Here is a 14,852-nt window from a genome sequence, read left to right as displayed (position 1 = left end):
GCAGTGGCGGACCCGGCAACCTACCGACCCGCGCCCGGGTCGATCCCGACCGACCCGGGCGTCTACCGCTTCCGCGACGAGCACGGTCGGGTCATCTACGTCGGCAAGGCGAAGTCGCTGCGGTCCCGGCTGTCCTCGTACTTTCAGGACATCGCGGCGCTGCACCCGCGCACCCAGCGCATGGTGCGCACCGGCGCGAGTGTCGAGTGGACGGTCGTCGCCAACGAGGTCGAGGCGCTCCAGCTCGAGTACTCCTGGATCAAGGAGTACGACCCCCGGTTCAACGTCAAGTATCGCGACGACAAGTCCTACCCGTACCTCGCGGTGACGATGGGCGAGGAGTTCCCCCGTGCCCAGGTGCTGCGGACCGCCAAGCGCAAGGGCACGCGCTACTTCGGTCCGTACACCCATGCGTGGGCCATCCGCGAGACCCTCGACCTGCTGCTGCGGGTCTTCCCGGTGCGGACGTGCAGCCCTGGTGTCTTCAGGCGCGCGGAGCAGTCGGGGCGCCCCTGCCTGCTGGCCTACATCGACAAGTGCTCCGCGCCCTGCGTCGGGTGGATCACGCCGGAGGACCACCGCGCCCTGGCCGACGACCTGTGTGACTTCCTCGCGGGAAACACCTCGCGCTTCGTCAAGCGCCTCGAGCAGGAGATGCGCGCGGCCGCGACCGAGCTCGACTTCGAGCGGGCGGCCCGGCTGCGGGACGACGTGGCGGCGCTGACCAAGGCCCTGGAGAAGTCGGCCGTCGTCCTGCCCGACGGCACGGATGCGGACGTCTTCGCCCTGGCCGACGACGAGCTCGAGGTCGCCATCCAGGTCTTCCACGTCCGGGGCGGGCGGATCCGCGGTCAGCGCGGATGGGTCGCTGAGAAGGACGCGGAGGACCTCCCGGATCTCGTGGAGCACCTGCTGCAGCAGGTCTACGGTGGCGAGCAGGTGCCGCGCGAGGTCCTCGTGCCGGTCCTCCCGTCGCAGAGCGGGGACGTGGCGGCCTGGCTCGGGGAGCGAAGGGGGAGCCGCGTCACCCTGCGCGTGCCCCAGCGCGGTGACAAGCGCGCCCTGATGGCCACCGTCGAACGCAACGCGGTCCAGTCCCTGGCCCGGCACAAGGTCTCCCGCGCCGGCGACCTGACGGCCCGCAGCCAGGCCCTGCAGGAGCTGCAGGAGGCACTCGGGCTCGACGACGCGCCCTTGCGGATCGAGGGCTACGACATCGCGCACGTGCAGGGCAGCGATGTCGTGGGCTCCATGGTCGTCTTCGAGGACGGGGTCGCCCGCAAGAACGAGTACCGACGGTTCATCGTGCGCGGGGACGTCGACGGCCGCACGGACGACACGGCATCCATGCACGAGGTGCTCACGCGGCGCTTCGCCCGGCACGTCAAGGAGCGCGATGCCGGGACGACCCCGGGCGCGGAACAGCCGACCGAGGTGCGCCGGTTCGCCTACCCCCCCAACCTCGTCGTCGTCGACGGCGGGGCTCCGCAGGTGGCTGCCGCGCAGCGTGTCCTGGACGAGCTCGGGATCGTGGACGTCGCGCTCGCGGGTCTGGCCAAGCGCCTCGAGGAGGTCTGGGTCCCGGGCGAGGAGTACCCGGTGATCCTGCCGCGCACCAGCGAGGCGCTGTTCCTCCTGCAGCGCCTGCGCGACGAGGCGCACCGTTTCGCCAACACCTTCCACCGGGAGCGCCGCAGCAAGTCGATGACCCGCAGCGCACTCGACGAGATCCCGGGCCTGGGCCGCAGTCGACGCAAGGCCCTGCTGGCCCGGTACGGATCGGTCAAGCGCATCCGGGCCGCCGGCGCGGAGGATCTGGCGCAGACCCCGGGGATCGGACCCGCACTTGCCGAACGGATTGCGGCAGAGTTGACCACGACGGAGTCCACGCCCGCCGTGAACCTCACCACGGGTGAGGTCCTCGACGAAGGAGAACCAGGATGAGCCAGCCTGCTGCCACCCCCGAGCGCGAGACCGAGGGCCCGATCCCGGAGATCGTCATCGTCACCGGCATGAGTGGGGCCGGCCGCTCGACGGTCGGCAAGGTCATGGAGGACTACGGCTGGTACGTCATCGACAACCTCCCCGTGATGCTCCTCGGTGAGCTGATGCGCCTGTCGGAGTCCCGCGCGGAGGCAGCGGGCGAGCCGGGCGACCCGGTACGCGTCGGCATCGCCCTCGATGTGCGCGCACAGGGCTTCGAGACCCTGGCCAGCTCACTGCAACGACTGCGCGAGCGCGGCTGGCGCACGCACCTGATGTTCCTCGACGCGACCAACGAGGCTCTCGTGCGTCGGTTCGAGAGCGTGCGTCGTCCCCACCCCCTGCAGGGCGATGGACGTCTGCTGGATGCCATCCAGCACGAGCGCGAGGTCCTCTCCGACATCCGGGCGAGCGCCGAGATGGTCGTCGACACCTCAGGGCTGAACGTCCACCAGCTCGGACGCAAGATCAGTCCGATCTTCCACGACGACACCTCCGAGCGGTTGCGCCTGGCCGTCCTCTCCTTCGGCTTCAAGTACGGAGTCCCGCTCGACGCCGACTTCGTCCTCGACATGCGGTTCCTGCCCAACCCCTTCTGGGTGCCGGAGCTGCGGCCGTTCACGGGTCGGGAGACCCAGGTCGCCGAGTACGTCCTGTCCCAGCCCGGGGCACAGGAGTTCATCGACGGCGTCGAGACCATGCTCACCCCGGTGATCGCGGGCTACCTGAGGGAGAACCGCCGGTACGTCACCCTCGCCGTGGGGTGCACCGGGGGCAAGCACCGCTCCGTGGCGATCGCCGAGGCCCTGGCCACCCGGCTGGGGTCGAAGGAGATCGCGACCTTCGTCGTCCACCGTGACCTCGGCCAGGAGTGAGTGTGCCCGACCTCCTGCGCTCGTCCAAGGTGGTCGCCCTCGGGGGTGGCCACGGTCTTGCGGCCTCGCTATCCGCCCTTCGTCTCGTGTGCGAGCAGGTGACCGCCATCGTCACCGTCGCCGACAACGGCGGCTCCTCCGGCCGCCTGCGGGAGGACTTCGGGGTGCTGCCGCCCGGAGACCTGCGCATGGCGCTGACCGCGCTGTGCGACGACAACGAGTGGGGGCAGACGTGGAGCGACGTCCTCCAGCACCGCTTCACCGGTGAGGGCGACCTCGCGGGGCATGCCCTGGGCAACCTGCTCATCGTCGCGCTCTGGCAGCTGCACGACGACCCGGTGCTGGGGCTCGACCTCGTCGGGCGACTGCTCAGCGCACGCGGAAGGGTGCTGCCCATGGCGGCGGTGCCCCTTGACCTGCGCGCGCAGGTCAGCGGTCTCGACGCTCACGACCCACGGGCCACCGAGACCGTGGTCGGCCAGGTGGCCATCGCGAAGACCCGGGGTCTCGTCGAGTCGATCCGTCTCGAGCCGCAGGATCCCCCGGCGCAGCCCGAGTCGCTGTCGGCCGTGCGCGAGGCCGACCACATCGTCCTGGGGCCCGGCTCCTGGTACACCTCGGTCCTCACGCACCTGCTCGTCCCCGAGCTGCGTACCGCGCTGGCCGAGTCGCCCGCCCGCAAGGTGCTCACCCTCAACCTCGACATGGAAACCGCCGAGACGCGTGGCTTCTCAGCCACCCGGCACATCGAGACGTTGCACCAGGCTGCACCGGAGCTGGCGGTCGATGTCGTCCTCGCCGACCCCACCATCGTCGAGGACGCGAGCCGCCTGTCCGCAGCCTGTGACACCCTCGGCGCGCAACTCGTGGTGGCGCCGCTGTCGCAGGCGCAGCACACGGACCGCCATGACGAATTGCGGCTCGCGGCGGCCTATCGTGACATCCTCTCGTGAACGCGCTGGCCACCACCCCGGAAGGACGGACCCCATGGCGATGACCGACAAGGTCAAGGACGAGCTGAGCAGGTTCCAGGTCACCCGGACCTGCTGCCGCAAGGCCGAGGTCGCCAGTGTGCTCCGCTTCGCCGGCGGTCTGCACAAGGTCGGTCGGCAGATCGTGGTCGAGGCCGAGCTCGACACCGCCAGTGCGGCCCGTCGGCTGCGCAAGGACATCATCGAGCTCTACGGCTACGAGACCGAGATCATGCAGCTGGCTGCCGGTGGCCTGCGCCGCCGTAGTCGGTACATCGTCCGCGTGGCCAGCGACGGCCAGGCGCTGGCCCGACAGACCGGCCTCGTCGACGCCGAGGGCCGACCCGTACGGGGCCTGCCGCCCCGCGTGGTCGGGGGAGCGGTCTGCGATGCCGAGGCCGCGTGGCGGGGTGCCTTCCTCGCGCACGGCTCGCTGACGGAGCCCGGGCGCAGCTCGTCGCTCGAGATCACCTGCCCCGGACCCGAGGCCGGGCTCGCCCTCGTGGGAGCCGCTCGTCGTCTGGGGATCTCGTCCAAGGCACGCGAGGTCCGCGGGGTCGACCGGGTCGTCATCCGTGACGGCGACGCCATCGGTGCCATGCTGACCCGTCTCGGCGCCCATGACGCGGTACTGGCCTGGGAGGAGCGGCGCATGCGCCGGGAGGTGCGGGCGACGGCCAACCGCCTGGCCAACTTCGACGACGCCAACCTGCGCCGCTCGGCGCGGGCAGCGGTCGCTGCAGGAGCCCGGGTCCAACGCGCGCTGGAGATCCTCGGTGAGGACATCCCGGACCACCTGCGCGAGGCCGGCCAGCTGCGGCTGCAGCACAAGGAGGCCTCCTTGGAGGAGCTCGGACAGCGGGCCGACCCCCCAATGACCAAGGACGCCGTCGCCGGCCGCATCCGCCGGTTGCTGGCCATGGCGGACAAGCGCGCCGACGACCAGGGGATCCCCGGTACCGAGGCCTCCCTCACCTCGGACATGCTCGACGGTTGAGGCAGCTCAGCCACGGTGCGGGCCCGGATCCGCACCGGGCCCCGACAGGCCATAGGGTGGACGGGAGCCGCGATCCGCGGCCATCAGTGCGCAACCACTCCCGGGAGGCACCACCGTGACAGTACGAGTTGGCATCAACGGGTTCGGTCGGATCGGCCGCAACTTCTTCCGCGCCGTCAAGGCGTCCGGGGCCGACATGGAGGTCGTGGCCTTCAACGACCTGGGTGACGACGCCACCCAGGCGCACCTGCTCAAGTACGACTCGGTCCTGGGTCGCTTCGACGGTGAGGTGAAGGTCGTCGAGGGCGGCATCGAGGTCGACGGGAGGCTGATCAGGTCCCTCGCCGAGACGGACCCGGCGCAGCTGCCCTGGGGCGACCTCGGTGTGGACGTGGTGGTCGAGTCCACCGGTCGCTTCACCGACGCGACCAAGGCCAAGGCGCACGTCGAGGCCGGCGCGAAGAAGGTCATCATCTCGGCCCCGGCCAAGAACGAGGACCTCACGGTCGTCATGGGTGTCAACGACGACCTGTACGACGCGAGCAAGCACACCATCATCTCCAACGCGTCCTGCACGACGAACTGCCTGGCCCCGATGGCCAAGGCGCTCAATGACGGCCTGGGGATCACCAAGGGCCTGATGACCACCATCCATGCCTACACCGCCGACCAGAACCTCCAGGACGGCCCGCACAAGGACCTGCGCCGGGCCCGGGCCGCTGCGATGAACATCGTGCCGACCACGACCGGTGCGGCCAAGGCCGTCTCCCTGGTCCTGCCGGAGCTGGAGGGCAGGCTCGACGGCTTCGCCTTCCGCGTGCCCGTGCCCACCGGCTCGGCCACCGACCTGACCATCGAAGCCGCTCGGGAGACCTCCGTCGAGGAGGTCAACGCGATCATGCGTGCGGTCGCGTCCGAGGGGCCGATGAAGGGGCTGGTCACCTACACCGAGGAGCCGATCGTCTCCACCGACATCGAGACCGACCCGGCGAGCTGCATCTTCGACGCGGGCATGACCCGGGTCATCGGGAACCAGGTCAAGGTGGTCGGCTGGTACGACAACGAGTGGGGCTACTCCAACCGGCTCGTCGACGTGGTCGCCCTCGTCGGCTCCTCCCTCTGATCCCCACCCCGACCCACGATCGACGGCAAGAAAGGCATCCGTGAAGACCATCGCTGACCTCGGCGACGTGCGCGGCCGACGCGTCCTCGTCCGGTCCGACCTCAACGTCCCGCTGGACGGGGAGACGATCACCGACGACGGACGAATCCGGGCCTCGCTGCCGACGATCACCCGTCTGGCCGAGGCGGGCGCACGGGTCATCGTGTGCGCCCACCTGGGTCGGCCGAAGGGGGAGCCGGACTCGCGCTACTCACTCGCCCCGGTCGCCACACGACTGGGCGAGCTGCTCGGCGCCGAGGTGGCCTTCGCCACCGACACCGTGGGCGACTCCGCCCGCCGCACCGTCGCAGACCTCGCCGACGGCCGGGTGGCGGTGCTGGAGAACCTGCGCTTCAACGCGGGGGAGACGAGCAAGGACCCGAGCGAGCGGGAGGCCTTCGCCGATTCTCTCGCCTCCCTCGCCGAGGTCTACGTCTCCGACGGCTTCGGCGTCGTGCACCGTGCCCAGGCCTCCGTCTACGACATCGCGACCCGGTTGCCGGCCGTCGTCGGCGGACTCGTCCAGACCGAGGTCGAGGTGCTGCGTCGCCTGACGAGCGACCCGACGCGGCCCTACGCGGTCGTCCTCGGCGGTGCCAAGGTCAGTGACAAGCTCGGCGTCATCGACAACCTCCTCGGGACGGCCGACCGCCTCCTCATCGGCGGCGGCATGGTCTTCACCTTCCTCAAGGCCCAGGGGTACGAGGTGGGCACGAGCCTGCTCGAGGAGGACCAGCTGGAGATCGTGCGCGAGTACCTCGAGCGTGCCGAGCGGGACGGCGTCGAGATCGTGCTGCCCACCGACGTCGTCGCGGCCACCGACTTCGCTGCGGACGCGGACCACGAGGTCGTCGCGGCTGATGCGATCCCCGCCGACAGGATGGGGCTGGACATCGGCCCGAGGTCCGGTCAGCTCTTCGCGGACACGCTCGGGGACTGCCGCACCGTCTTCTGGAACGGTCCGATGGGTGCCTTCGAGATGGAGCCCTTCGCCGCCGGCACCCGGGCCGTCGCCCGAGCGCTGGCCGACGTGACCGGGTCGGGTGCCCTCACGGTCGTCGGGGGTGGCGACTCCGCCGCGGCCGTGCGCCGACTCGGTTTCGCTGATGGCGACTTCAGCCATATCAGCACCGGCGGTGGTGCCAGCCTCGAGTACCTCGAGGGCAGGGACCTGCCGGGCCTGTCCGTCCTCGACCAGCAGGAGAACTGATCATGACCAGCCGCAAGCCGCTGATGGCGGGCAACTGGAAGATGAACCTGGATCACCTCCAGGGCACCCACCTCGTGCAGAAGCTCGACTGGACCCTGCGGGACGGCAAGCACGACTACGGGGCCGTGGAGGTCGTCGTCCTGCCGCCCTTCACCGACCTGCGGTCCGTGCAGACGCTCGTCGAGGGTGACCGGTTGCTCATGGGGTACGGCGCCCAGGACCTCAGTCCCCACGACTCCGGTGCCCACACCGGCGACATCTCGGGCGCTTTCCTCGCCAAGCTCGGCTGCAGGTATGCCGTGGTGGGGCACAGCGAGCGACGCCATGACCACGGTGAGACCGACGAGGTCGTCGCGAGCAAGGCGGGCGCCGCCCTCCGCCACGGGATCGTGCCCATCGTCTGTGTCGGCGAAGGCCTGGATGTCCGTCAGGCCGGTGAGCACGTCACCCATGTCGTGGGCCAGATCGAGGGCAGCCTCGCCGGCATCACGCCGGAGCAGGCCGCGAACCTCGTCATCGCCTACGAGCCGGTCTGGGCGATCGGCACCGGCGAGGTCGCGACGCCCGAGGACGCGCAAGAGGTCTGTGCCGCCATCCGCGCCACGATCGCGCGGCTGTACTCCACCGGTGCCGCAGAGACCGTTCGGGTCCTCTACGGCGGTTCGGTCAAGCCCGGCAACATCGCCTCGATCATGGCCGGCGCCGATGTCGACGGGGCGCTCGTCGGCGGTGCCTCCCTCGAGGCCGAGGACTTCGCCTCGATCTGCCGATACCAGCAGCACCTGACCGCCTGACACCGACAGCCGGACCGGGGAGGTATCCTGACCCGGGTGCTCGTCTCGGGTGCCCGCTTGAACCGACCGACCGTCCCGACCGACAAGGACCTGATCGAGTGAATGCCGTCCGCATCGGACTCCAGGTGATCCTCGTGATCACCGGCCTGATCCAAATCCTGCTCATCCTCATGCACAAGGGCAAGGGTGGTGGCCTCTCCGACATGTTCGGTGGCGGCATGTCGGCCTCGTTGGGCAGTTCGTCGGTCGCGGAGCGCAACCTCACCCGCTTCACGGTCGTCATCGGTCTGGTGTGGTTCACCTCGATCGTCGGCCTCGGACTCGTCGACCGTTTCGACGCCTGATCCCCGTCTCGATCTAGGAGTTCCTCATGGCAGGTGGCAACGCAATCCGCGGCAGCCGTATCGGCGCCGGCCCGATGGGGGAGGCAGAGCGCGGCGAGGCTGCTGCCCGGGGTTTCGTCTCCTACTGGTGCGCCAACGGCCACGAGATGACTCCGTCCTTCTCCGTCGACGACGGCGTGGAGATCCCGGCCGAGTGGGTGTGCAAGCGCTGTGGGCTACCGGCCGGTCGTGACAGGGACAACCCCCCGGCAGCACCGACGGCCGAGGTCTACAAGACCCACTTGGCCTATGTGAAGGAACGCCGCTCCGACTCCGAGGGTGAGGCCATCCTCGAGGAGCGTCTCGGGGAGCTGCGCAACCGCGGTCTCATCCGCTGACCTGACCCACACCCGAGGCTGCTGCCTCGTCGACCAGCCAGACCGTGCGTTCCTGACCACGGACCAGGCCCGTGCTGCTCTCCTCGGCGGGCGCACCGGCCACCCCCTTCGCCACGGCCTCGGCCTTGTCCTGACCGGAGACGATGAACCACACCTGACGTGACCGGGAGAGGCACTCCGCCGTGAGCGTCACCCGCGTCGGCGGTGGCTTGGGCGAGTCGTGGACCGCCACGGCGATGCCGGAGGTGTCCTGCTGCTTCGGATGGCCGGGGAAGAGCGAGGCAACGTGGCCGTCGGGGCCGACACCGAGCAGGACGACGTCGAAGGCACCGTTCCCGTGGGTGCGCAGCTCCTCCTCGTAGCGCCTCGCCGCATCCTCGGCGGAGTCGGCCTCGTCCGGTCCGAGGACCCGGTGGACGGTCTCCGCGGTGGCGGTGAGCGTGCGCAGGCCGGCATCGTCGCTCTGGGTGTCGTTGCGATCGGGATCACCCGCCGGCAGGTACCTCTCGTCCCCCCACCAGAAGTGCACGCATGACCAGTCCACGACATCGCCGGCCGGGTGGTCCGTCAGGGCAGCGACGACCGCCGAGCCCATGGAGCCGCCGGTGAGGGCGACGTGTGCCTCTCCCCGGGCGGCGACGGCGTCCTGCACGGCGGTGAGCAGGCGCCCGCCGGCCAGGGTGATCAACCGGCTGGGGCCGGGGTGGATGACGAGTAGCGGTGCGGTCATGGTTACTCCTGGTCGAGTCGATCGCGCACGGCGTTCTTGACGGCATCCGTGCTCGTGCCGGCGGACTCGGGGTCGGCGTCGACCATCGCGTTGCGGATGGTGCCCCTGGACCCCTCGGCGAGACGCTCGGTGGTGCGCCGGGCGTCGCTCGGTGACGGTACGAGGTGCTCCTCGACGGCCTCGGTCATCGTCATCCTGCGTCGGATCAGCTCGGGCAGACCCTTGGTCAGGGCATCCTCGTACACCTCGTCCGCGTCGAGTCGGCGCAACTCGTCGGCGAGGCACTCGGCGTCGGACCGGGGGGCGAGGGCGATGGCCCGTCGGGGTTGGCCGGGTTGGTCGAGGGTCGCGGTGGCACCCAGGAGCGGACGGACCAGGTCGATGGGGCCGGAGTCGCGCTGCAGGCGGACACTGACCACCCCGGTGCCCGTGCGCGAGCGGACGAGGGAGACCGGGCAGTTCAGCCGGTACCGGAGCCAGCCGGCGAGCAGGTCGGCCGACGGCGAGTCCTGCGCACCGACGACGGTGGCAGCAGTGACCGGCTCGAAGGGGGCCCGATCCAGGGTCGTGGCGAGTAGCCCCCGCCAGAGGGTGACCCGGCTCCACGCCAGATCGGTGTCGCCGGAGGTGTAGGTACGGGCCAGGCGCTTGAGCGTGGTGGTGATGGCTCCGGCGCCGGCAGCGCTGTCGGTGATGCGGCGTTGGGCCATGGCGCCGACGGGGTCGGCCCCGGGATCCTTCGGGCCCTCGGTCGGCCACCAGGCGACGACGGGCGAGTCGGGCAGCAGGAGTGGCGTCACGACGCTGCGGGCATGCCTGACGAGCTCTCCGTACAGGCGCAGCACGACGACCTCCGAGGCCCCGGCATCGCCACCCACCCGGATCTGGGCGTCCAACCGTGCCTTGCCGCGGGCATTGGCCAGGATGACGCACACGATCCGTGCGGGGTGCTGGTGGCTGGCCGTGTTGGCCACGGCCAGGGCGTCCTCGGCGTCCCCCTCCGGGACGACGACGACGAGGGTGAGTACCCGGCTGAGGGCCATCGCGCCGACGTCCTCACGGACCTCGATCAGGCGCTGGGCCACCTGCGCGGTGCTCGCGCTGGGCAGATCGACGATCACGGCATCCTCCAGGTGCGTCCGTCACGCTGCATCATCGTGTCGGCGGCCTCCGGTCCCCAGGTCCCGGCGGCGTACTCCTCGACGGTGCCCTGTCTCGTCCAGAACCGTTCGATCGGGTCGAGGATCCGCCAGGAGAGCTCGACCTCCTCGTGGCGGGGGAAGAGCGGGGGGTCCCCGAGCAGGACGTCGAGGATCAACCGCTCGTAGGCCTCCGGGCTGGACTCGGTGAAGGCGCGACCGTAGCCGAAGTCCATCGTTACGTCCCGCACCTCCATCTGGTTGCCCGGGACCTTCGCGCCGAAGCGCATGGTCACCCCCTCGTCCGGCTGGACGCGGATGACCACGGCGTTCTGGCCGAGCTCCTCGGTCTCGGTGTCCGTGAAGGGAAGGTGGGGGGCGCGCCGGAAGACGACGGCGATCTCGGTCACCCGCCGGCCGAGCCGCTTGCCGGTCCGCAGGTAGAACGGCACCCCGGCCCACCGGCGGGTCTCGATGTCCAGCCGCATGGCCGCGTAGGTCTCGGTGGTGGAGCCGTCGGCGACCCCCTTCTCCTGCCGGTAGCCCTTGACCTTCTCACCGCCCTGCCAGCCGGCCGTGTACTGCCCGCGGACGGTGGCGGCGCCGAGGTCGTCCGGGACCCGGACGGCCGCGAGGACCTTCTCCTTCTCCATCCGCAACGCCCCCGCGTCGAAGCTCGTCGGTTCCTCCATGGCGGTGAGGGCCAGCAGCTGCAGCAGGTGGTTCTGGATGACGTCCCGGGCCGCCCCGACGTCGTCGTAGTAGCCCGCTCGTCCACCGATGCCGATGTCCTCGGCCATCGTGATCTGCACGTGGTCGACGTAGTGGCTGTTCCACACCGGCTCGAACATCTGGTTGGCGAAGCGCACCGCGAGCAGGTTCTGGACGGTCTCCTTGCCCAGGTAGTGGTCGATCCGGAAGATCGCGTCGGGCGGGAAGACCGCTTCGACGATCCCGTTGAGTTCCTGCGCGCTCGCCAGGTCGTGGCCGAAGGGCTTCTCGATGACCACACGCCGCCAGGAGTCCTCCTGGGGGGTGGCCAGACCGCTGCGCTGGAGCTGCTCGCAGACGATGGAGAAGTAGTCCGGGGGGATGGACAGGTAGAAGGCGTGGTTGCCCCCGGTGCCGCGCTCCTCGTCGAGCTCGTGCACCGTCCTGGCGAGCAGGTCGAAGGCCGCGTCGTCGTCGAACACCCCGGGGACGAACCGGAAGCCCTCGGACAGCGAACGCCAGACCTCCTCCCGGAAGGGGGTGCGAGCGTGCTCGCGCACGGAGTCGTGGACGACCTTGCCGAAGTCCTGGTCGGCCCAGTCGCGACGGGCGAAGCCGACGAGCGAGAAGCCCGGCGGCAGCAGTCCGCGGTTGGCCAGATCGTAGATCGCCGGGAGCAGCTTCTTGCGGGCCAGGTCCCCGGTGACCCCGAAGAGGACCAGGCTGCACGGGCCGGCGATGCGCGGCAGACGCTTGTCCCGCGGGTCCCGCAGCGGATTGGTCTCGGCGGTGACGCGGGCGGGGTTCATGCGCGGCCACCCCGGAGCGCGTCGCCGACCAGGGCCAGCCCGCGGTCGTGGTCGCTCAGGTGCAGCACGAGGACCGGACGTCCGTGGTCGGCCAGCACGGCAGCATCGCCACCGGCCTGGGCGCGGATGAACTCACCGAGCGTGAAGTCGCGACCGGGGACGGGCAGGTCCTGCGCGGGTGCGTCGGTGATCTGCAGGTAGACCCCGGTGCGGGGGCCGCCCTTGTGGTACTGGCCGGTCGAGTGCAGGAAGCGAGGCCCCCACCCGAGGGTGGTCGGTCGCCGCACGCGGGCAGCCAGCGCGTCCACCGCCTCGGCGAAGGGGGCATCGGCTGCCCGGTCGAGGTAGGCCATGACGGCGACGTACCCGTGCTCGGTGTCGAGCTGGGCGAGCAGGGCCTCGAGAGCCTCCTGGGTCGTGGTCGCTCCGCCCAGCCACTGGCCTCCGAGGTGACTGATCTCGACCGGGCCGTCCACGGCGTCCACGGCAGTCGTGGCGGTGTCGGACCCCGACATCCGCTCACGCGCGGCCTGCTTGGCACTCTCGACGTCGGGCTGGTCGAAGGGGTTGATCCCGAGCAGTCGGCCGGCCACCGCGGTGGCGACCTCCCACAGGAGGAACTGGGCGCCCAGCGAGCCGCCGACGTCCACGGTGGAGGGGGCCACGGTCGGGGCGGGATGGTCGTCCTCGCCGACCTCGACCAGGCGGCAGAGGGTGGCATCAGCCGGCAGCGAGGTTGGTCCGGGTGCGTCGAGGACGACGGGGAGCAGACCGCGCTGCTGCTTGCCGGTGGACTCGGCGACCAGCTGCTCGATCCAGTCGCCGAGACCACGCGCGCTCGTCCCGTGGTCGACGAGGTAGAGCTTGTCGCGCGGTGGTTGGGTGCCCGCGATGGCCGCGCCGAGGCGCAGGCCCGGGTTGGCCTCGTCGTCCTCGGCGAGCAGGTCGGTGACCGCCTCGGCGTCGTCGAGCAGTGCCTCGATGTCGACACCGGCCAGCCCCGAGGGGACCAGTCCGAAGGCGGTCAGGGCGGAGTAGCGTCCACCGACGTCCGGGTCCGCGGTCACGACCCGCTGGCCCTTGCTGCGGGCATCCTCCTCGAGGGGGCTGCCCGGATCGGTCACGACGACGATCCGTGCGGCGGCATCGATGCCTGCGTCGGCGAAGGCCTGCTCGAAGACGCGCCGCTGGCTGTCGGTCTCCACGGTCGAGCCGGACTTGCTGGAGACGACGACGGCCGTGCGGGCCACATCGGTCGTCGCGGCACGCACGACGTCGGGGTGGCTGGAGTCCAGCACCGTCAGCGGGACACCGGCGCTCGCGCAGATGACCTCGGGCGCGAGCGAGCTGCCGCCCATGCCGCACAGCACGATCCGGTCCACGCCCTGCTCGCGCAACGCCTCGCGCAACGCGCCGATCTCACCGACGAGGTGTCGGGAGGTGCGGCCGAGGCCGACCCAGGACAGACGCTGGGCCGCTTCCCCCCGGGCGGCGTCACCCCACAGGCCGGCATCACGCTCGAAGAGTCGGCTGGCCACCCGGTCCGACACCAGGTCGGGGACGTGGTCGCCCACCGCGTCGGCGGCGGCGCCGGAGGCCAGGACGGCCAGACTGGTCATCGCGTGGCCGCCTTGCCGAGCTCGGCGCGCACGCCGTCGAGCAGCTCCTCCCAAGCCTTCTCGAACTTCTCGACGCCCTCGGTCTCCAGCGTGTCGGTGACGTCGGTGTAGCTGATGCCCAGGCCGGCGAGCGCGTCCAGGACCTCCCGGGCATCGGCATAGGACCCGGTGACGGCGTCACCGGTGACCGTGGCATGGTCGATGGTCGCGTCCAGCGTCTTCTCCGGCATGGTGTTGACGGTGTTGTCCGCGACCAGGTCCGTGACGTACATCGTGTCCGGGTAGTCCGGGTTCTTCACACCGGTGGAGGCCCACAACGGGCGCTGACGGCGTCCCCCTTCGTCCTGGAGTCGCTGCCACCGCGGCGTGGCAAAGACCTCCTCGTAGGCCTGGTAGGCCAGCCGGGCGTTGGCCACGCCGGCCTTGCCACGCAGGGCGAGCGCCTCGTCGGTGCCGATCCGCTCGAGCTGGCCGTCGACCTCCGAGTCGACCCGGGAGACGAAGAAGGAGGCGACGGAGTGGATCGTCGACAGGTCCCTGCCTGCGTCCAGAGCCCGCTCGAGGCCCTCGATGAAGGCATTCATCACCGCGCGGTAGCGCTCGAGGCTGAAGATCAGCGTGACGTTGACGCTGATCCCCGCCGCGAGGGTCTCGGTGATCGCGGGCAGCCCGGCCTCGGTCGCCGGGATCTTGATGAAGACCTGCGGTCGGTCGACGGCCTCGGCCAGCTGGCGAGCGACCGTGACGGTCTGCTCGGCATCGTGGGCCAGACGCGGGTCGACCTCGATCGAGACGCGGCCGTCGACGCCGTCGGTGGCCTGGTGGATCGGTCGGAAGACGTCACAGGCGTCGCGCACGTCGTCGGTGGTCAGGGCGAAGACGACCTCGTCGACGTCCGTGCCCCGGGCAGCGAGTGCGTTGAGCTGCTCGTCATAGGCGTCTCCCTGGGCCAGTGCCGCTTGGAAGATGGATGGGTTCGTGGTGACCCCGACGATCCCCTTGGTGTCGATGAGGTCCTGCAAGTTGCCCGAGCGGAGTCGCTCGCGGCTGAGGTCATCCAGCCAGACCGACACTCCGGCCCGGTCCAGGGCCTCGACCGCTGCGGGCTTGGTCGGGAGATGTCCTGCCATG

14 protein-coding genes are annotated in these 14,852 nt (G+C 70.6%); 9 read left to right on the top strand and 5 right to left on the bottom strand.

From position 1 onward, the window contains the following. The first annotated feature begins 3 nt into the window (after nt 1-3). The 9 genes from uvrC to V1351_RS08585 all read left to right on the top strand — a co-directional run bounded on the left by uvrC (nt 4) and on the right by V1351_RS08585 (nt 8,713). Nucleotides 4-1,944 carry an excinuclease ABC subunit UvrC gene (uvrC, locus tag V1351_RS08625; RefSeq protein ID WP_338747752.1) on the top strand — a complete coding sequence of 647 codons (1,941 nt, stop codon included), beginning with the start codon at nt 4-6 and terminating at the stop codon, nt 1,942-1,944. Then, entirely contained in the window at nt 1,941-2,858 is a 918-nt protein-coding gene (rapZ, locus tag V1351_RS08620) for an RNase adapter RapZ (RefSeq protein WP_338747751.1), read from the top strand. The genes uvrC and rapZ overlap by 4 nt, the downstream gene beginning before the upstream one ends. Before the next feature lie 2 nt (nt 2,859-2,860). Then, entirely contained in the window at nt 2,861-3,811 is a 951-nt protein-coding gene (locus V1351_RS08615) for a gluconeogenesis factor YvcK family protein (RefSeq protein ID WP_338747750.1), read from the top strand. 34 nt (nt 3,812-3,845) lie between these two features. Next, a complete protein-coding gene (gene whiA / locus V1351_RS08610; RefSeq protein WP_338747749.1) occupies nt 3,846-4,826 on the top strand; it encodes a DNA-binding protein WhiA in 981 nt (326 codons plus the stop codon). 115 nt (nt 4,827-4,941) lie between these two features. Then, complete coding sequence (gene gap, locus V1351_RS08605) at nt 4,942-5,949, top strand: type I glyceraldehyde-3-phosphate dehydrogenase (RefSeq protein ID WP_338747748.1); 1,008 nt, start codon at nt 4,942-4,944, stop codon at nt 5,947-5,949. A gap of 40 nt (nt 5,950-5,989) precedes the next feature. After that, entirely contained in the window at nt 5,990-7,198 is a 1,209-nt protein-coding gene (locus V1351_RS08600) for a phosphoglycerate kinase (protein ID WP_338747747.1), read from the top strand. Between the two features lie 2 nt (nt 7,199-7,200). Next, on the top strand, nt 7,201-7,992 hold the full coding sequence (tpiA, locus tag V1351_RS08595) for a triose-phosphate isomerase (protein WP_338747746.1): 792 nt from the start codon (nt 7,201-7,203) through the stop codon (nt 7,990-7,992). Nucleotides 7,993-8,090: 98 nt separating this feature from the next. Continuing rightward, a complete protein-coding gene (gene secG / locus V1351_RS08590; RefSeq protein WP_185992306.1) occupies nt 8,091-8,336 on the top strand; it encodes a preprotein translocase subunit SecG in 246 nt (81 codons plus the stop codon). Nucleotides 8,337-8,362: 26 nt separating this feature from the next. Further along, the gene (locus V1351_RS08585; protein WP_338747745.1) at nt 8,363-8,713 is read left to right on the top strand and encodes an RNA polymerase-binding protein RbpA; all 351 of its coding nucleotides are present in this window, start codon (nt 8,363-8,365) and stop codon (nt 8,711-8,713) included. Here V1351_RS08585 and pgl read toward each other — a convergent pair. The 5 genes from pgl to tal are packed head-to-tail and all read right to left on the bottom strand — an operon-like array spanning nt 8,703 to nt 14,851. Continuing rightward, complete coding sequence (gene pgl / locus V1351_RS08580; protein WP_338747744.1) at nt 8,703-9,443, bottom strand: 6-phosphogluconolactonase; 741 nt, start codon at nt 9,441-9,443, stop codon at nt 8,703-8,705. The genes V1351_RS08585 and pgl overlap by 11 nt on opposite strands. 2 nt (nt 9,444-9,445) lie before the next feature. Continuing rightward, nucleotides 9,446-10,564, bottom strand: coding sequence for a glucose-6-phosphate dehydrogenase assembly protein OpcA (locus V1351_RS08575; RefSeq protein WP_338747743.1), 1,119 nt, complete (start codon nt 10,562-10,564; stop codon nt 9,446-9,448). Continuing rightward, complete coding sequence (gene zwf / locus V1351_RS08570) at nt 10,561-12,102, bottom strand: glucose-6-phosphate dehydrogenase (RefSeq protein ID WP_338747742.1); 1,542 nt, start codon at nt 12,100-12,102, stop codon at nt 10,561-10,563. The genes V1351_RS08575 and zwf overlap by 4 nt, the downstream gene beginning before the upstream one ends. Further along, entirely contained in the window at nt 12,099-13,721 is a 1,623-nt protein-coding gene (locus V1351_RS08565) for a glucose-6-phosphate isomerase (RefSeq protein WP_338747741.1), read from the bottom strand. Before V1351_RS08565 ends, zwf begins: the two co-directional genes overlap by 4 nt. Then, entirely contained in the window at nt 13,718-14,851 is a 1,134-nt protein-coding gene (tal, locus tag V1351_RS08560) for a transaldolase (RefSeq protein ID WP_338747740.1), read from the bottom strand. Before tal ends, V1351_RS08565 begins: the two co-directional genes overlap by 4 nt. Between the last annotated feature and the right edge of the window lies 1 nt (nt 14,852).

The sequence above is a fragment of the Janibacter sp. A1S7 genome, assembly GCF_037198315.1.
Lineage (GTDB): Bacteria > Actinomycetota > Actinomycetes > Actinomycetales > Dermatophilaceae > Janibacter > Janibacter alittae.
Note: the sequence above shows the minus strand (reverse complement) of the source record. Positions and strands in the feature narration are given on the sequence as shown.

Excerpts from the sequence above, each read along its gene's own strand:
- rapZ (WP_338747751.1), top strand. The coding sequence starts at position 1,941 with ATGAGCCAGCCTGCTGCCACCCCCGAGCGCGAGACCGAGGGCCCGATC.
- V1351_RS08565 (WP_338747741.1), bottom strand. The coding sequence starts at position 13,721 with ATGACCAGTCTGGCCGTCCTGGCCTCCGGCGCCGCCGCCGACGCGGTG.
- tal (WP_338747740.1), bottom strand. The coding sequence starts at position 14,851 with ATGGCAGGACATCTCCCGACCAAGCCCGCAGCGGTCGAGGCCCTGGAC.
- whiA (WP_338747749.1), top strand. The coding sequence starts at position 3,846 with ATGGCGATGACCGACAAGGTCAAGGACGAGCTGAGCAGGTTCCAGGTC.
- zwf (WP_338747742.1), bottom strand. The coding sequence starts at position 12,102 with ATGAACCCCGCCCGCGTCACCGCCGAGACCAATCCGCTGCGGGACCCG.
- pgl (WP_338747744.1), bottom strand. The coding sequence starts at position 9,443 with ATGACCGCACCGCTACTCGTCATCCACCCCGGCCCCAGCCGGTTGATC.
- tpiA (WP_338747746.1), top strand. The coding sequence starts at position 7,201 with ATGACCAGCCGCAAGCCGCTGATGGCGGGCAACTGGAAGATGAACCTG.
- V1351_RS08585 (WP_338747745.1), top strand. The coding sequence starts at position 8,363 with ATGGCAGGTGGCAACGCAATCCGCGGCAGCCGTATCGGCGCCGGCCCG.